Origin of the sequence: Aestuariivivens sp. NBU2969 (assembly GCF_019931125.1) — a bacterium.
Lineage (GTDB): Bacteria > Bacteroidota > Bacteroidia > Flavobacteriales > Flavobacteriaceae > Aestuariivivens > Aestuariivivens marinum.
Genome location: NZ_JAIOUU010000011.1, coordinates 1 through 19,340, shown reverse-complemented (window position 1 = coordinate 19,340; position 19,340 = coordinate 1). Strand labels below are relative to the sequence as shown.

Annotated in this window: 14 protein-coding genes; 11 read left to right on the top strand and 3 right to left on the bottom strand. The window is 36.5% G+C overall.

Annotation, left to right across the window (positions count from 1 at the left end):
• Nucleotides 1–16: 16 nt before the first annotated feature.
• Complete coding sequence (locus K7G79_RS09300) at nt 17–355, bottom strand: P-II family nitrogen regulator (protein WP_223551306.1); 339 nt, start codon at nt 353–355, stop codon at nt 17–19.
• A 76-nt stretch (nt 356–431) separates the two neighbouring features.
• Nucleotides 432–1,451 (bottom strand): outer membrane beta-barrel protein, encoded by a 1,020-nt coding sequence (locus K7G79_RS09295; RefSeq protein ID WP_223551305.1) that lies wholly within the window; start codon nt 1,449–1,451, stop codon nt 432–434.
• A 515-nt stretch (nt 1,452–1,966) separates the two neighbouring features.
• Between K7G79_RS09295 and gltB the strand changes: the two genes are divergently transcribed.
• The 8 genes from gltB to K7G79_RS09255 all read left to right on the top strand — a co-directional run bounded on the left by gltB (nt 1,967) and on the right by K7G79_RS09255 (nt 14,253).
• A complete protein-coding gene (gene gltB, locus K7G79_RS09290) occupies nt 1,967–6,481 on the top strand; it encodes a glutamate synthase large subunit (protein ID WP_223551304.1) in 4,515 nt (1,504 codons plus the stop codon).
• 4 nt (nt 6,482–6,485) lie between these two features.
• Entirely contained in the window at nt 6,486–7,949 is a 1,464-nt protein-coding gene (locus tag K7G79_RS09285; RefSeq protein WP_223551303.1) for a glutamate synthase subunit beta, read from the top strand.
• Between the two features lie 167 nt (nt 7,950–8,116).
• Nucleotides 8,117–8,413 (top strand): hypothetical protein, encoded by a 297-nt coding sequence (locus tag K7G79_RS09280; protein ID WP_223551302.1) that lies wholly within the window; start codon nt 8,117–8,119, stop codon nt 8,411–8,413.
• A gap of 87 nt (nt 8,414–8,500) precedes the next feature.
• Entirely contained in the window at nt 8,501–10,093 is a 1,593-nt protein-coding gene (locus K7G79_RS09275) for a SulP family inorganic anion transporter (RefSeq protein ID WP_223551300.1), read from the top strand.
• Between the two features lie 6 nt (nt 10,094–10,099).
• Nucleotides 10,100–10,912, top strand: a complete 813-nt coding sequence (locus K7G79_RS09270; RefSeq protein ID WP_223551298.1) for a universal stress protein — start codon at nt 10,100–10,102, stop codon at nt 10,910–10,912.
• Between the two features lie 36 nt (nt 10,913–10,948).
• On the top strand, nt 10,949–11,578 hold the full coding sequence (locus K7G79_RS09265; protein ID WP_223551296.1) for a carbonic anhydrase family protein: 630 nt from the start codon (nt 10,949–10,951) through the stop codon (nt 11,576–11,578).
• Between the two features lie 24 nt (nt 11,579–11,602).
• Nucleotides 11,603–12,268 (top strand): DUF2490 domain-containing protein, encoded by a 666-nt coding sequence (locus K7G79_RS09260; RefSeq protein ID WP_223551294.1) that lies wholly within the window; start codon nt 11,603–11,605, stop codon nt 12,266–12,268.
• 128 nt (nt 12,269–12,396) lie between these two features.
• Nucleotides 12,397–14,253: a SulP family inorganic anion transporter gene (locus K7G79_RS09255; protein ID WP_223551292.1), complete on the top strand. Its 1,857-nt coding sequence runs from the start codon at nt 12,397–12,399 to the stop codon at nt 14,251–14,253.
• An 85-nt stretch (nt 14,254–14,338) separates the two neighbouring features.
• On the opposite strand, the gene fbp is transcribed toward K7G79_RS09255, so the two are convergent.
• On the bottom strand, nt 14,339–15,349 hold the full coding sequence (gene fbp / locus K7G79_RS09250; protein ID WP_223551290.1) for a class 1 fructose-bisphosphatase: 1,011 nt from the start codon (nt 15,347–15,349) through the stop codon (nt 14,339–14,341).
• Nucleotides 15,350–15,469: 120 nt separating this feature from the next.
• On the opposite strand from fbp, the gene K7G79_RS09245 reads away from it, so the two are divergent.
• The 3 genes from K7G79_RS09245 (at nt 15,470) to K7G79_RS09235 (ending at nt 19,238) form a co-directional block, all read left to right on the top strand.
• Nucleotides 15,470–15,949: a GNAT family N-acetyltransferase gene (locus K7G79_RS09245; RefSeq protein WP_223551288.1), complete on the top strand. Its 480-nt coding sequence runs from the start codon at nt 15,470–15,472 to the stop codon at nt 15,947–15,949.
• Between the two features lie 194 nt (nt 15,950–16,143).
• A complete protein-coding gene (locus K7G79_RS09240; RefSeq protein ID WP_223551286.1) occupies nt 16,144–17,394 on the top strand; it encodes an aspartate kinase in 1,251 nt (416 codons plus the stop codon).
• 23 nt (nt 17,395–17,417) lie between these two features.
• A complete protein-coding gene (locus K7G79_RS09235) occupies nt 17,418–19,238 on the top strand; it encodes a lysophospholipid acyltransferase family protein (protein ID WP_223551284.1) in 1,821 nt (606 codons plus the stop codon).
• The last annotated feature ends 102 nt before the right edge of the window (nt 19,239–19,340 follow it).

Sequence of the window (19,340 nt, the reverse complement as noted above, 5' to 3'; positions counted from 1 at the left end):
TAATGTTTGATGCGTGTTATCTTAAAGTTTCTCCTCCCTTTTCTCCCGTTCTTATTCGGTAAATTTCATTGATGTCGGACACAAAGATTTTACCGTCACCCACTTCTCCAGTAGCTGCAGCCTTAAGAATGGCCTTTATAGTAACCTCTTCGAAGTCGTCGTTTACAACTATGGATAAAAACCGACGTTGTATATCACTAGTACTATAGGAGATCCCCCTATACACATGACCTTCCTTTTCATTTCCAATACCGGTAACATCCCAGTAGGAGAAAAAATTTACCCCAACTTCGTGCAATGCTTCTTTTACTGCACTGTATTTGGATTTTCTAATAATTGCTTCAATTTTCTTCATATTTAAGCATGTTTTATGGTTAGACATTTATATTATAAAGCATTGCCAACTATTTAGCAATGCTTTGTTTTTATCCTTAGAACGAATAGATAGCGGCCAACACAAAAGAACCTAAACTCTTGGTTGCAGCTAAATCATTATCTATAAACGCATCATCTGATGCATTATCTAATCTAAATTCTGGCTTAATGGTTAAATCGTCAACCGCCAAGCTTCCTGTAAGGGTTAAAGCAAAGACACTGGAATCTTCTACCCCTGTACCAATAGCTCCAAAATCCTTATCCTCAACAAAATATTCTCCTCTTAGTCCAATGGTAAAAGTATCGGATGTTGCTAACTGAGGGTATAATGCTACTCCAGTAAATCCTCCAGCATCATCCTCTAGGCTTAAGTGGGCTGCATTTATCCCTAAATAGAAAGAATCTGAGATATCAAACCCACCGGTAAAATCAATTTCAAAGAAAGAAGGATCCAACAATACATTTAAGTATTGCCCAGAATACCCCAATTGCGCACCAAAGGCATAATCGCCCGTTGGATTAAATTCGGTTAAATCGGTATCGTTCATCACTCCCAACATTAAGCTAAAATCATTGCCAAGGTCAAAATCAGCCTTTAACCCTGTATGCGAAAATGGCCCATAAGAGAATAAGTACGAAGTACTGTAGTTAAAATTGCCTGTTGGAGAAATAACTTCATATCCTAAAAAGGTATTAAAGTTACCCATGGTTAATGTGACAGACTCACTCACATTCCAATAAGCGTACAATTGATTTATAATATTCCCAGTAGCCGAATACATTGGAGAAGCAAAAATAGCATCGGTCCCTCTGGGCCCAAATACCAAATCGGCAACAAAACCTACTTTTTCGCCCTCATAACTCGCAATAACGTTGGCCATACCTAGTGAAAAACCAGATAAATTAGCAAATGAAGAGCCTGGAGCAATGGCATTCTCATCATTTGGCGCGGTTAGGTTTGCTCTATAATAGGCATCAACACTACCGCTAATCGATAATTTCTTTTCTTTTGTTTCTTCTTGTGCAAATAATACTGTTGCCATAAAAAGCATTGAAACTGTAATACATTTTTTCATAATAGTTTTCATTTTAAGTTATTAATCTCTTAGGTCTGAAAATTGATTTTAGTTTTGAGTTAATTTTTTAAATAAGTTAGACCTAAAATTTCCTTAAGACGATGTAAAACTATGTTAAAAATAATTTACCCCCCAAAAATATAGGGGTATAATAATGATTTTTATCAATATTTCATTTTAACCCTTATTTTTTTATGGGTATAATTTCAATATTGTTTTTTTTTGAGTTTTTAACAATTCGAATCATTGAATTATTGTTAGCTTTTATACTTTTTTATAGCTATTATTTTTGGATTTCTCAGTATTTGTTATTAATAATTCACGTTTTTGTTTTTATTACTGAATTTTACATATTGAATTTTTATTAAAAATTACCGATATAATTGTTATATGCTTATTTTTATATTCCTAAAGCTCCTAAAATCGGAATAATGAAATAGCCTCCATTGGTTTTCCAAACCTAGTCTCTATCTTAGCTTTTCCAACTCAAGTTTTTAAACCAAATTTTGTTGATTATGCTGAAGAAACAAGGACTCTATTCCCCAGAATTCGAACACGAAAATTGTGGTGCTGGTTTTATTTGTAACCTTAAAGGAGAAAAAACAAATCAAATTATACATGACGCTCTGGAAATTCTAGTAAAACTGGAACATCGTGGTGGTGTTAGTGCCGATGGAAAAACAGGTGATGGCGCTGGTTTGTTAATTGATATTCCCCACGATTATTTTAAGCGTGTTTGCGACTTCAATATTCCAAATCCAAGAGAATATGCTGTTGGGATGGTATTTTTGCCTAAAATAGCAAACCAATACCAATACTGTAAGAATACTTTCGAAAAAGAAATACAGGCACAAGGTCTAGAAATCCTTGGCTGGAGAAAAGTACCTGTAGACTCCACTCAATTAGGTGAGATTGCTCTTGCTTCTGAACCTACCATAGAACAGGTATTTATTGGCAAAGCAAAAGATTACAACGAATCTGTTTTTAAGGCAAAACTTTATGCCGCTAGAAAAATTACCGAACATGTTATTAGGCAATCCAAAATTTCACAAAGCGGCTATTTCTATGTACCAAGTTTATCTAACACAACCATAATATATAAGGGCATCATCATGCCCGAAGATATTGGCCCCTATTATACCGATTTACAAGAAAAGGATTTGGTAACACGATTGGCTTTGGTACACCAACGTTTCTCTACTAACACCATGCCTACCTGGGAATTGGCACAGCCATTCCGATTTATGTGCCAAAATGGAGAAATAAATACCCTTCGTGGCAATGTAAGTAGAATGCGCGTACGTGAGGAAATAATGAAAAGTGAGGTGTTTGGTCCCCAAATCGATAAATTATTCCCTATTATCTTACCGGGTAAATCTGACTCGGCTTCCATGGATATGGTTGTGGAACTACTCACGCATACCGATAGATCACTGCCTGAAATTATGATGATGATGATTCCCGAAGCATGGGAAAAACATAAAACAATGTCGCCTGAAAAAAAGGCATTCTATGAATATAATTGCTGTATCATGGAGCCTTGGGATGGCCCAGCTTCGGTGCCATTCACAGACGGTGATTATATAGGTGCTTTATTGGACAGAAATGGCTTAAGACCTTCTCGTTATACACTTACCAAAAGCGGTAAATTAATCATGTCTTCAGAAGTTGGTGTTGTTGATCTCGACCCAAGCGATATTGAAAAACACGGCAGATTAGAACCTGGCAAAATGTTCTTAGTAGACATGAACGAAGGACGTATTGTTGATGATGAAGAGATAAAGAATAAAATTGTTTCCGAAAGACCCTATAAAGAATGGTTGGACAAAACAAGGTTACATTTAAGAGACGTACCTTATACCAACGAAACTTGCCCTATTGAAACCATCGACATTAAAACACGGCAGCGTTTATTTAACTATACTTTTGAAGATATTCAAGAGATTATCACACCCATGGCAGTTAATGCAAAAGAAGCCTTGGGCTCTATGGGTACAGATACGCCTTTGGCAGTTTTATCGGATAGGCCTCAGCTGATTTCAAATTACTTTAAACAATTGTTCGCACAGGTTACCAACCCTCCATTGGACGGTATCCGTGAAGAAATTGTTACCGATATTAGTCTAAATCTGGGTAAAGACCGAAACATCTTTAGTATTACTGAGCGACAATGTAGAAAGCTACGTATCCAAAACCCTGTGATTTCAAATGCCGATTTAGAAAAAATTAGGACTATTCAAATTGAAAGTTTCAAAGCTGAGACTATTCATATGCTTTACCCTAAAGCGCAAGGATTAAACGGTCTTGAAGATGCCTTGGAAGATATTATTAAACAAGTTGAAAAAGCACTGGACAGAAAAACCAATATTATCATTCTATCCGACAGGGGTGTCAACAAAGATTTTGCTCCAATACCTGCTTTACTGGCTTGCTCTTATGTAAACCATCAATTAAACAGACTTCGCAAGCGCTCTTATTTCGATATCATCATAGAATCTGCAGAACCACGTGAACCTCACCATTTTGCCACCCTTTTTGGCTATGGCGCAAGTGCCATAAACCCATACATGGTAAACGAAATCATTAGAATGCAGGTAAAAGAAGGCTTCATTACCGGTATAGACGAAGATAAAGCTGTAGGAAATTTCAATAAAGCAATTGGTAAGGGTTTATTGAAGATTATGAATAAAATAGGTATCTCAACGTTACATTCGTACAGAGGTTCACAAATATTCGAAATTGTTGGTTTCAATTCCCAATTTGTTGAAAAATATTTCCCTTATACCGCATCGAGGATTGAGGGCATTGGTCTTTACGAAATTGAAAAGGAAATTAATGAACGTTATAAATATGCCTATCCGGACAACTATATTGATAAACGTTTAGGGCTTAACATAGGTGGTGATTATAGGTGGAGACGAAACGGTGAACGTCACATGTTCAATCCAACCACAGTAGCCAAGCTACAGCAGGCGGTTAGACTAAATGACCAAAAAAGTTACGACACCTATGCTAAGGCAGTTAACGAACAGTCTGAGAATTTAATGACCATTAGAGGTTTATTTGAGTTCGATAATTTAAACCCTATTCCAATTGAAGAAGTAGAGCCTTGGACCGAAATCGTTAAGCGTTTTAAAACCGGTGCCATGTCCTACGGTTCCATTTCAAGAGAAGCCCACGAAAACCTAGCTATTGCCATGAACCGTATTGGCGGAAAATCCAATTCTGGTGAAGGTGGTGAAGACAGAAAACGTTTTCGCTTAGATGCCAATGGCGATAATCGTAACTCTGCCATAAAGCAAGTGGCTTCAGGTCGTTTTGGCGTTACTTCGCATTACCTAACCAATGCTAAGGAAATTCAAATTAAAATGGCTCAAGGCGCCAAGCCTGGTGAGGGTGGCCAGTTACCAGGTGAAAAAGTATTGCCTTGGATTGCAGCCGCACGTAACTCAACACCTTTTGTAGGATTGATTTCACCACCACCACACCATGATATCTATTCCATCGAAGATTTGGCACAATTAATTTTCGATTTAAAAAATGCCAATCGCGATGCTAGAATCAATGTGAAGTTAGTTTCCGAAGTTGGTGTAGGTACCATTGCTGCCGGGGTAGCCAAAGCCAAAGCCGATGTAGTACTTATCTCTGGTTATGATGGTGGTACGGGTGCATCTCCTTTAACGTCATTAAAACATGCAGGGTTACCATGGGAACTTGGTCTGTCTGAAGCACAGCAAACCCTTGTTTTAAATAAACTAAGAAGCCGAATTGTTGTAGAATGCGATGGCCAGTTAAAAACAGGTCGCGATGTAGCCATTGCTGCCCTTTTAGGCGCAGAAGAGTTTGGTTTTGCTACAGCACCGCTAGTCGCTTCAGGTTGTATTATGATGCGTAAATGCCATTTGAATACGTGTCCTGTTGGTGTGGCTACACAAGATAAAGAATTACGTAAAAACTTTAAAGGCACACCTGAACATGTTATCAATTTCTTCTATTATGTAGCCGAGGAATTAAGAGGCATCATGGCGCAATTAGGTTTTAGAACCTTAGCGGAAATGGTAGGACAAACCCACAAGATAAACGCCAATAAAGCTATAAAACATTATAAGGCCAAAGGATTGGATTTAACAAATATTCTACACAGGCCCGCTGTTTATAGTCAATTACCAGTAAGAAACACTGAACAACAAGATCATAATTTAGATGGTGTATTAGACTTTAAAATATTAAAGGATTCCCATAAAGCTATCTATAGAAAAGAGAAAACTGCACTTAATTATAAAATTAAAAATACCGACCGTACTGTTGGTGCCATAATCAGCAACGAAATTTCCAAGATTTATGGTCATTTAGGTTTACCTGAGGATACGCTTAATGTTAATTATACTGGATCTGCAGGTCAGAGTTTTGGAGCCTTCGGTGCAAACGGATTAACCTTTAAATTAGAAGGCAATACGAATGACTATCTAGGAAAAGGATTGTCTGGAGCTAAAATTATTGTGAAGAAACCAGCTAAGGCCACTTTTGTTGCTGATGAGAACATCATTGTTGGTAATGTGTGCCTATTTGGTGCCATAGAAGGCCAAGCTTACATTAATGGTATTGCAGGTGAACGTTTTGCCGTACGCAACTCTGGAGCAATCGCTGTTGTTGAAGGCGTTGGAGACCATTGTTGTGAATATATGACAGGAGGAAAAGTAGTTGTACTGGGCAAAACAGGACGAAACTTTGCTGCTGGTATGAGTGGTGGCTATGCCTATGTATTAAATGAAAGCGGTCAATTCACTAAAGGCCTTTGCAATGAAGAAACGATTGACTTTGATCCGATCAACAATGAAGATGAAACGGAATTAAAAAACCTTATTGAAAAGCATGTAGCTTATACCAATAGCGAAAAAGGTTCTGCAATCCTAGCTAACTGGCAAGATTACTTACCAAAATTCGTTAAAGTGATGCCTAAAGAATATAAAGTCGCTTTAAAGCGCATTGAGACAGATGAACCAATGGTTGAAGAATTAACAATAGCATAGTGTCATGGGAAAAGTAACAGGATTTAAAGAATTTGAAAGACAAGATGAACAAAACGAACCTGTAAAGGATCGTGTAAAAAACTATAAAGAATTTACGATTCCGTTAAGTGAACCCGAATTGACCAAACAGGGATCACGTTGCATGGACTGTGGCATTCCTTTTTGTCACAGTGGATGTCCGTTAGGAAACTTAATTCCAGATTTTAACCACATGGTCCATCAAGGTGAATGGCAAAAAGCCTCTTGGATATTACATTCAACCAACAACTTTCCAGAATTTACAGGTCGTTTGTGCCCAGCACCCTGTGAAAAATCATGTGTATTGGGACTTATAGAAGATCCTGTATCTATTGAAAATATTGAAAAAAACATCGTAGAGCGCGCCTTTAAGGAAGGTTGGATAAAACCCCAACCACCAAAAACAAGAACAGGAAAAACCATTGCCGTAGTGGGTTCTGGTCCTGCAGGGTTAGCAGCTGCTCAGCAATTAAACCGAGCAGGGCACACTGTAACCGTTTTTGAACGCGACGATGAAATTGGAGGACTACTGAGATATGGTATCCCCAATTTTAAAATGGAAAAGGAAATTATAGACCGTCGCTTAGACATTTTAAAAGCTGAAGGCATTACCTTTAAGACCAATGTAAATGTTGGGGTTAATTACGATGTTGAAGAACTCAAAGCATTTGATGCTGTGGTTTTATGTGGTGGTGCTACAGAAAGACGCAGTTTACCAACACCAGGAATTGATGCTGATGGCGTGGTACAGGCCATGGATTTTTTAACCCAACAAACCAAAGTATTGTTTGGTAAAGAGGTAAAAGACCAAGTATTGGCTACAGGAAAAGATGTAATTGTTATTGGTGGAGGTGACACTGGGTCAGACTGTATTGGAACCTCAAACCGTCAAGGGGCCAAATCAGTGACCAATTTCGAGATCATGCCAAAACCTCCAGGTCATCGTTCGCCTACAACACCTTGGCCATTTTGGCCCTTGCAGTTAAAAACATCGTCCTCACACGAAGAAGGTGTTGAACGTAACTGGCTAATAAACACCAAAGAATTTATTACAGATAAAAATGGGAAACTAACCGCTCTTAAAACAGTAAATGTTGAATGGAAAATGGTTTCTGGTGAACGTCCCCAACTAATAGAAATTGAAGGCACCGAAAAAATATGGCCTTGTAATTTGGCTTTATTGGCTCTTGGTTTTACTGGACCGGAAAGCACATTGGCCGATAAATTAGGTATTGAAAGGGATGCTCGTTCTAATTATAAAGCAGAATATGGCAAATATCAAACCAATATCCCAAATATATTTACAGCTGGTGATATGCGTCGTGGACAATCGCTGATTGTTTGGGCGATTTCAGAAGGTCGTGAAGCCGCCAGACAAGTGGATATTTACCTTATGGGTAAATCGGATTTAACCACTAAAGATGCTAGTGGTGATTTAGTAACCTTATAGATTTGTACATCTTAGTTTCATTCAGAATAGGCCCAAAGGGCTGCTTGAAGAACCTTTTTTGTTTTTTAGTATAAAGGTTCGTGTTCTGAATGATTTTTTTAATTTTTAAATTTCTGTTAACAATTTTAAAGAAGCTAAATAGTATATTTGCTTTTCAAATTTTAAAAATGTCCAAAAACACAATAGCAACATTTTTCATAGTAATATTTATGGGCTTTATTATGGCTCCATCAATCATTACTATTCTAGATGACGCTGTTGACATTTCTATTTTTTACTCTTTAGCTGAAGAAGAAGAAAAAGGCAGTGAAAAAGACAAAAACATAGAAATTCTTTTTTCTTCGGCCAATTTATTTGAGTCTGACTTGTGTTTGGACGAATCGGAAAACAACTTGGCATATTTTTTTAAAACCTATGCTAAACCTCATTTAAACCTTATCTCTCCTCCTCCAGACCTCAGTTAGTTTATCTTGTTTTAAATACAGTCTATTCCAAAGCGGGACTTGGCTGTTATCTTTTTATTTATTCAATTTAAATTAACTTTTTATTACATGTTTAGAACTATTAAAAATGACTTACCAGCGAGTATAGTCGTATTTTTTGTTGCACTACCTTTATGCTTGGGTATAGCATTGGCGAGTGGTGCACCACTTTTTTCAGGATTAATTGCAGGAATTATTGGAGGTATTGTTGTTGGTAGCCTAAGTGGCTCCAAAATTGGGGTTAGTGGCCCCGCAGCTGGTTTGGCTGCTATTGTTTTAACGGCTATTGGCACCCTTGGAGGGTATCAAAATTTTCTAGTTGCCGTAGTATTGGGGGGGATTATACAACTCATTTTTGGCGTGTTAAAAGCTGGTATTATCGGTTATTATTTCCCATCATCAGTAATTAAAGGCATGCTTACGGGTATTGGTATTATTATTATTTTAAAGCAAATACCGCACTTTTTTGGATATGATGCTGGTCCAGACGGAAAGGATGGGTTTTTTCAGACTTCAAGTGAAAACACATTTTCTTCCTTATTACACATTACCGACAATATCATTTTGGGATCTTTGATTATTGGTATTGTTAGTCTAGCTATTTTAATTCTTTGGGATAAGGTGTTATCTAAAAAAGCTAAAATTTTCCAATTAATACAAGGCCCTTTGGTTGCTGTTATTGTTGGTATTATCTTTTTTTCATTAACCCAATCGCATAGTACTTTATCTATATCTCAATCACATTTGGTAAATGTTCCAGTACCAGAAGATGCCAGTTCCTTTTTAGCACAATTTAACTTTCCTAATTTTGGAGTTATTACTAATCCAGATGTATGGGTTATAGCATTTACCATTGCATTAGTGGCAAGTTTGGAAACCTTATTGTGTGTAGAGGCTACAGATAAATTAGACCCACACAAAAATGTTACTCCAACAAACAGGGAGTTATTGGCGCAAGGTACAGGCAACATTATTTCAGGATTAATCGGTGGATTGCCCATAACTCAGGTAATTGTAAGGAGTTCTGCAAATATTCAATCGGGAGGTGTTTCAAAATCATCAACCATAATACATGGAATTTTATTGCTAATCTCTGTGGTATTAATTCCTAAATTATTAAATATGATCCCCTTGTCTGTATTGGCAGCTATTTTGTTTGTAGTGGGATATAAGCTTGCTAAACCAAAGCTATTTAAACAAATGTATGATTTAGGCTGGAAGCAATCCGTTCCATTTACTATTACAGTGCTCGGTATCGTATTTATTGATTTACTATGGGGTATTGGTTTGGGCTTGGCTGTTGGTGTAGTTGTCATCCTTCTAAAAAGTTACCAAAATTCGCATTTCCTTCATATAGAAGATAAGAGTAACGGCAAGCATAAAATAAAAATGACCCTGGCCGAAGAGGTTACCTTTTTCAATAAAGGAGCTATTTTAAAGGAGTTGGACAGCTTACCAAGGGATACATACTTAGAGCTCAATCTTATTAAAACGCGATACTTGGATAACGACATTATCGAAATTTTAGAAGACTTTGCCATAAAGGCCAAAGAGCGCAACATTGACATTAATCTTGTTTCAAAACGTGGAGTAGTAGAAAACCCGCCTAGTTTTGTTCAATTTTTTAAAGAACGACCTAAATCGAGTTTAGGCTTAAATTAAACCGTCATGAAAACAAATAAATACAAAATAGCAGTGCTTACAGACTTTAAAAGTCCTGTAAATACGATGCTAAACAATTCGGTGTCACTAGCGAAAATAATCAACGCTTCGGTCGAGGTCCTGTGTGTAAAAGAACCCTCCAGTGTTGTAAGAAGTGACAACCAATTATCGGCCATGCGCACCATGAACCAAGAATATCTTAGTACGAAAAAAGCAATATTAAAAAGTATTACACCCATTTCTAAAAAACATGGTATCGATATAAGCCATACTCTATCTTATGGCAATGTGAAAGATGAAATAAGACATTATATTAATGAGTACAAACCAGACGTTATTGTTATTGGCAAAAGAAAACCAAGGCGAACACAATTGTCCGGGGATTCTATTACACCTTTCGTGTTGAAACATTTTAAAGGTACCGTTATAATTTCTTCTGAAGAAAATCTCTTTGAACCAAATAAAGCATTGACCATTGGTCTGTTAAATAATTTTGAAGGTTCGCTTAAGGTTGGTTTTGAGAAAGAATTAATGGATTGTACCAACAGCCCTTTAAAGGCTTTTCAAATGATTAAACCAAACCATCCCTTAAAAGAAAGGTCAAAACCCTTTTCTAAAGATGTAGAGGAATATATTTTTCAGCATAATGATAATTCGGTTAAAAATCTTTCAAATTATATTTTGAAAAATAATGTTAACTTACTTTGCTTAAATAGAGCGTCCCAAAAAGCAAAAACAAAGACAACGCTAAAAGGGTCGGACATAAACCAAATTATCAATAATCTAGATATTTCATTATTATTATCGGGGGTTAATTAAACACCCCAATCAAAGAACATTAATTAAAAATAAATTATGAAAGCACATACAAGAGAAACACAGGCCACAATGACACCAGAAAAATCATTACAGTTCCTAAAGGAGGGAAATGTAAGATTTCAAAATAATCTTAAAGCCAATAGAAACCTTTTAGAACAAGTAAACGATACTAGTGAGGGACAATTTCCTTTTGCTACCATTTTAAGCTGTATAGATTCGAGGGTATCGGCAGAGTTAGTGTTCGACCAAGGACTTGGCGATATCTTTAGTGTAAGAATTGCTGGAAACTTTGTTAACGAAGATATTTTAGGCAGTATGGAGTTTGCATGCAAACTAGCTGGGACTAAGTTAATTGTGGTATTGGGTCACACTAGCTGTGGTGCTATAAAAGGAGCTTGCGATCATGCTAAAATGGGGAATTTAACCAAGCTTATTCAAAAGATAGAACCAGCTGTTAATGCTGTTGAAGAACCAAAAGATGAAAGTCAAAGAAATTCTTCCAATCTAGATTTTGTAGATAGCGTATCTGAAAAAAACGTACACCTCACTATAGAAAGAATTCGTAAAGAAAGTCCTATTTTGGCTGAAATGGAACAGAATGGAGAAATTAAAATTATTGGTGCCATGTACGACATAGCAACAGGCGCTGTTACATTTTATGATTAAAAACCGTTGTTGGGAGAAAATTTTATGAAAAAGAAAATAATACTAATGGCATTAACCTTTATGTTAATGCCATTAGTCTACATACAGGGTCAAGAAAGTAATTTTGGTAATTGGTTAATTTATATTGGGAACAAAAAGCTTAATAACAAATGGAACATCCATAACGAAGTTCAATATAGAAATTATAACGCCATTGGTGATTTAGAGCAATTGTTATTACGTACTGGATTAGGGTATAGTTTTAACGAAAACAAAAATAATATCCTGTTAGGATATGGCTATATCTTATCTGAAAATTATTTTAATGAAGATGATAAAATATCCATCAACGAGCATAGAATATTCCAGCAGTTTACTACTAAGCAATCTGTTGGTCAGGTCAAATTAAATCACCGTTACCGATTTGAGCAACGTTTTGTGGAATCAGATTTTAAATTACGCTTTCGGTACTTTTTAGGTATTAACATGCCATTACAATATAAAGAGTCGGGTAAAAACCCGTTATATTTTTCAGCTTATAATGAGATTTTCCTAAACTCAAAATCTTCGGTTTTTGATAGAAATCGTTTGTACGGTGGTTTGGGGTATAAATTTTCAGATGCCGTAAAAGTAGAGTTAGGTTACATGAACCAATTTTTTGAGAATTCTGGAAGAGACCAACTAAACATTATCACTTTTGTCAATTTCTAATCAAACCACTTTTAAAAAAACACTGGAATAAAATATCTTAAACACTTCATTTAGTTTTAGGCTTTATACTTACTTTTTTGTTTTGTGCTAAAAAAAAGTAAATTAGTAGAAATAAAAAGACTACAACTATGAAGAATTTGTTTTCAAATATTAAAGGGGATGCTTTTGGAGGTATTACGGCAGGTATTGTTGCATTGCCTTTGGCATTGGCTTTTGGGGTGTCATCTGGTTTAGGCCCCACGGCAGGGTTATACGGAGCTATATTTATTAGTTTTTTTGCTGCCCTATTTGGTGGTACCAATACACAAATATCGGGACCAACAGCACCAATGACAGCCGTAAGCATGGTGGTTATTGCCAGTATTATAGCGGTTAACGACGGTGATGTTAATAAAGCCCTACCCATTATACTTACTGTGTTTTTATTGGCGGGACTTATGCAAATAGGTCTTGGGGCTTTAGGCCTGGGAAAATACATTAGGTACATTCCCTATCCTGTAGTTTCAGGGTTTATGACCGCCATTGGTGTTATTATTTTGTTAACTCAAATTTTACCGTCTTTAGGGTATTATCCCAAGGAAGATGCAGCATTTGTAAATCAGTTTAAACCTCAAGCTGAAGAAGTAATTCTAGAAAACATCCTAAAAGAAGAAGCAGGTGAAGGTATTTTAGTGTTAGAAAATTTTAAGGAAACCATAAGCCGTGCTGAAAAAATAACCGATGCCGATATTTTAAAGGAATCACAAACCCTAGCAGCCAAAGATGCTTCTGGGGCTTACGGAGCCATAAAAGTATTGCCACGGGCATTAGAACATATTAATTGGTTAGAGCTTTTACTAGCAATAGGCACCATTATCATAATTTATGGCTTTAAGCGTATTACTAAAGCTGTACCTAGCACCCTTGTTGCCCTAGTGATCATGTCGGGTATTGCCGTAGGATTCGGTTTGGATTATAGACCTATTGAAGAAATACCAAGTGGCCTACCAGTACCTAATTTGGAAATCTTTACAAGCTTTAGCTTAAGTAATCTTACTCCTTACATTTTCACCGCATTGACTTTGGCCTTACTTGGGGCCATCGACTCATTACTAACAAGTGTTGTAGCCGACAACATGACCAAAACCAAGCACAAACCCAATAAGGAATTGGTAGGTCAAGGTATTGGCAACAGTATCGCTGCCGTATTTGGTGGTATTCCAGGTGCTGGGGCGACCATTAGAACTGTTGTAAATATTACTTCTGGCGGAAAAACCAAACTTTCAGGAATGATTGCCGGCATTATGCTACTTGTTATTTTACTGGGCTTAGGACCTGTGGCCTCTAAAATTCCTGCCGCCGTTTTAGCAGGTATTTTAATTACTGTAGGTATTGGCGTTATGGACTATAAAGGATTAAAAGCCATCCCCAGCTTACCTAGAGATATAACCCTAGGAGGTGTAAAATTAAGTTCTGAAGTATTGATTATGCTTACTGTTTTATTACTTTCAACATTCTGGAATCTAGTATACGCTGTAGGTATAGGTTTGATAATTGCTTCGTTAATGTTTATGAAGAAGATAGGCGATTTAACTGCCGAACGCTCTGATGTAGAACCCCTAAAAGAAAAGGCTTGGGCAGACGAAGTCGATTTTCCTGAAAATTTAAAAGAACAGGTATTTATAAAACACATTAAAGGCCCTTTGTTTTTTGGATCTACCAGTGAGTTCCAACAACTGGCAAAACAAATCCCTAATAACGCTAAAGCCGTTATTATTAGAACCGGTCGCATGCAATATATTGATCAGTCAGGTTTGTATGCTTTGGAAGACGTTTTAGTTGATTTGGAAAAATCGGGTATCACTGTACTTTTGGTCAATGTGTTGAAGCAGCCACGTTATATGATGGAACGTATTGATATTATCCCCGATTTAATTCCCAAAGAGCATATTTTTGATAATTTTAAGGAGTGTACCAAGTGGATTAAGGCCAATATGAAAGAATGATAATTAAACTCATTTCCATAATCTCAGTTACCAAAAGGTTATGGAAATGTGTTTATCGAAGTGGTTTATAAACTTACCAAAAAGTTTAATTTCTATGCCCCACCATAAACGCTTCTGCTTTTTCAACCATGTTTTTACTCCCACATACAAAAGGCACACGTTGATGTAACTCTGTAGGTTCAATATCCAAAATGCGAGTAAAGCCATCACTGGCCCTACCATTAGCTTGTTCGGCTAAAAAAGCCATAGGGTTACATTCGTATAGTAAACGTAATTTTCCATTAGGATTGTTGGAACTCTGTGGGTATAAATAAATGCCCCCTTTTATCATATTCCTATGGAAATCGGATACTAAAGATCCTATATAACGCGATGTATATGGCCTATCACCTTCTTCCTTTTGGCAGTACTTGATATAATCCTTAATGCCTTGCGGAAAATGAACGTAGTTCCCTTCATTAACCGAATAAATAGTACCATCTAAAGGAAACTGCATATTGGGATGTGATAGGTAAAAGGTCCCTATAGCTGGGTTAAGCGTAAACCCATTAACACCATTCCCAGTAGTATAAACTAACATGGTAGACGTACCATATACCACATAGCCTGCCGCTACCTGTTTACTTCCTTTTTGAAGGAAATCATCAAGTCCAACTGGAGTCCCAATAGGAGTAACACGACGGTAAATGGAGAAGATAGTCCCTACTGAAACATTAACGTCAATATTAGAAGACCCATCCAACGGGTCAATTAAAACAACATATTTATTCTGGTGGTTTTCATCCTGACTGTTAATACTTATAAAATCGTCTTCCTCTTCACTTGCTATACCACAAACAATGTTACGTTTGGTAAGGGTTTGTATAAACTTTTCATTAGCATAAACATCCAGCTTTTGCTGGTTTTCCCCTTGAACATTAGTATCGCCCACATCGCCTATAATATCGACCAAGCCAGCCTTATTGACTTCGTGATTTACTACTTTTGCCGCCAAACGAATAGAATTGAGTAAACTGGACAGTTCCCCTGATGAGTATTTAAAAGAAGTCTGGTTTTCAATAATAAATTCACCTAAAGTCTGCTTTTTGTAGGACATGCGTCGTTATTTTTTGCTGCAAATATCCAATAAATTTTAGCTAACTACAACGTTTTCGTAAACTAATCATGGCTTTAAATAATCAACTTTAAACTATATTTGAAAAATCTCAAAATAATTATGGATTATACAATAAGAGACGCTACAAAACATGATATGTCTGCCGTTCTGGAGCTGATAAAAGAATTAGCGGTTTTTGAAAAGGAACCTGATGCCGTAGAGGTAACGGTTACAGACCTACAGAGTGATGGCTTTGGTGAGGCTCCAGCATTTCATTGTTTTGTTGCCGAAGTTAACTCAAAAATAGAAGGTATCGCCTTAATATATAACCGTTACTCCACTTGGAAAGGCAAAGCTATCCATTTGGAAGATTTAATAGTAAGCGAAGCCATGCGTGGTAGTGGACTTGGTACAGCACTATTGAATGAAGTTGTTAAATATGCGCATAACCTAGGCGTTAAACGTGTGAACTGGGAAGTGTTGGATTGGAACGAACCTGCCATTAAGTTCTATGAAAGCAAAGGAGCTAATGTGATGCGCGAATGGGATGTTGTACATTTAAACGAAGCTGGAATTAAGAATTATGTTGATAATATTTAGTTGTAAATAACTGTAGTAGTTCAAGAAACTGAATGGAAAACTTAATTGGAGCAATTGTATTTTTAATAGTTGGTGGTAGATTTTTATACGCTGGATATTATGTTCGAAATTCAAATCGTAAAATACAAACAAAGAGAACTGCATTCATCAACCATTAACTCAATAACCAATAACTCAATAACCATTAACTCAACATGCAGATATTTAAATTTGGCGGCGCTTCAGTAAAAGATGCCAACGGTGTAAAAAACCTAGCTAATGTTTTACAAACCATAGGTTATGATAGTACTCTGGTAGTGGTTTCGGCTATGGGAAAAACAACTAATGCCCTTGAGGTGGTTATTAAAAACTATTTCAACAACAAGCCTGAATTACAAAGTGCATTGCAAGAAGTTAAAAAATACCATAATGAAATCCTTTTGGAACTTTTTGACAACGAGAACCATTCAGTATTTAAAAACGTTAGTACACTTTTTAATGAATTAAATACCTTTTTAAACACTAACAAATCACCCGATTATAATTTTGTTTACGATCAGGTTATTGGCTATGGTGAGTTAATTTCTACTACCATAATAAGCGAATACCTTAACAGCGTCAACATAAAAAACAATTGGATAGATGTTAGAAATTACATTAAAACAGATACCTATTACCGACGTGCCAATGTTGATTGGGAAGTGACACAAAGTTTAATAACCCAAAACCTAAACACGTTAACTCTAAACATAACGCAAGGGTTTTTAGGCAGCGATGCCAATAATTTTACGACCAGTTTAGGCAGGGAAGGAAGCGATTATACCGCTGCCATTTTTGCCTATTGCCTTAACGCCAAAAGCGTAACCATTTGGAAAGACGTTCCGGGTGTGTTAAATGCCGATCCACGCCATTTTGAAAATGCCAAATTACTCAACAAAATATCCTATCGCGAAGCCATAGAACTGGCTTTTTATGGTGCATCGGTAATACATCCTAAAACGCTACAGCCTTTACAGCGCAAGGAAATACCCTTGTTTGTGAAATCGTTTTTAAACCCCAAGGCAAACGGCACAATAATATGTAAGGATATTGTTTTAGAACCCATGATGCCCTGTTTTATCGTTAAAAATAATCAAGTGCTCATTAGTTTGTCCTCATTAGACTTTTCATATATTGTTGAAGAAAACATAAGTAATATTTTCAACTTGTTGCATCAGCATAAAATGAAGGTGGACGTTATTCAAAATTCGGCTATTAGTTTTTCAGTATGCGTGGACAATATTTACAATAATCTGGACAAATTATTGTTGCAATTAAAAGCAAATTTTAAAGTAGTTTGCCACCAAAATGTTTCGTTATACACCATTAGGCACTATAATGATAAGGCCATTGCACAAATTGAAACTGGTAAAACGGTATTATTAAAACAACTAACACAAGAAACCGTTCAAGTCGTTACCCAATAGTTTTATTTAGTACATTTATGCCCATGACCAAACCACAATATTCTGGATTAGTATCTGCTAAAGAAGTTGCCAAGGCCATCCAAATGGATAAATATGGTGTTATAGGCACGTTTATAGGTTGGATTTTAATGAAACTACTTAAAATATCCACCCTCAACAAAATTTACCTCAGCAACAAACATCTAGAAGATTTAAACTTTTTAAATGGTATTTTGGACGATTTTCAAATCAAGTTTGAAATTCCCGAGGAAGATCTAAAACGCTTGCCCAAAGAAGGGCCATATATTACCGTGTCCAATCACCCACTAGGAGGCATAGATGGGATATTACTTTTAAAATTAATGTTGGAACAACGTAAGGACTTTAAGATTATCGCTAATTTTTTATTGCATCGTATAGAGCCCCTAAAACCTTATATTATTCCCGTTAATCCTTTCGAGGACAGAAAGGAAGTGATGTCTAGTGTTTCTGGGTTTAAAAATTCCATTTTACATTTAAGGGATGGGCATCCTTTAGGTATTTTTCCAGCAGGAGAAGTTTCGACCTACAGGGATGGTAAATTGGTAGTTGATAAGCCTTGGGAAGAAGCTGCTATGAAACTCATTAAAAAAGCCGAAGTACCTATTGTCCCAATTTATTTTCACGCCAAGAACAGTAAGCTATTTTACAAGTTATCAAAAATTAATGACACTTTTAGAACAGCCAAGTTACCTTCGGAACTATTAACGCAAAAACGCCGTGTAATTAAGGTAAGAGTTGGAAAACCCATTGCTGTAGCCGATCAAAAAGAGTTTGAAGGACTAGAGGAATTTTCAAATTTTGTGCGTAAAAAAACCTATATGCTGTCTAATGCTTTTGAGGATAAACCAAAAATATTAGAAAACATATCCTCGTCGTTAAAACCCCCTAAACCTCCTAAAAATATTGTTACTCCGGTTGACAATAACACTATGAACCAAGAAGTTGAAGTCCTTCGAGAAAAAGACAATCGCTTATTAACAAGTAAAAATTATGAAGTGTTTTTAGCCGAGGCCGAACATATTCCTAATATTTTAAGGGAAATAGGACGGTTACGGGAAATTACTTTCAGGGAAGTTGGAGAAGGTACTAATGAAGCCATCGATCTGGATAGCTTTGATAGTTACTACCACCACATGTTTTTATGGGATAACGAAAAGCAGGTTATCGTTGGGGCTTACCGTATGGGCTTAGGATCGCTAATTTTTGACCATTATGGAATTAACGGATTTTATCTGCAGGACCTGTTTCGTTTTGAACCAGAATTGTACAAAATGATGAGCCAGTCCATAGAAATGGGACGTGCCTTTATCATTAAAGAATACCAGCAACGCCCCATGCCTTTATTTTTACTTTGGAAAGGTATTGTACATACCACCTTACGCTATCCAGAACATAAGTATTTAATTGGTGGGGTAAGTATTAGCAACCAGTTTTCTAACTTCTCAAAGTCGCTGATGATTGAGTTTATGAAATCGCATTATTACGACCCCTACATAGCACAATACGTGCACCCAAAAAAGGAATTTAAGGTAAAGTTGAAGGATGCCGACAAGGACTTTGTTTTTGATGAAACCGAAGCCGACTTAAACAAGTTCGATAAGATTATTGATGAAGTGGAACCAGGGGCCTTGCGCTTGCCCGTACTGCTTAAAAAGTATATTAAACAAAACGCCAAACTGGTTGCCTTTAATGTAGACCCCTTATTTAACAATGCGGTAGATGGGTTGATGTACATTAAAATTGCCGATCTTCCAGAAAGCACCGTACGTCCCGTTATGGAAGAATTCCAGGCCGAATTGGAACGAAAGTTGGAGAATAATTGAGGTTAGTTTTTCACTGCCGTCCAAAAGTTTTTGAAAACGGGCAATAAAGTTTCTGTGTCCCTTTGTTTATAGGGGCATAATTAATTGTTTGCTGGAATTATC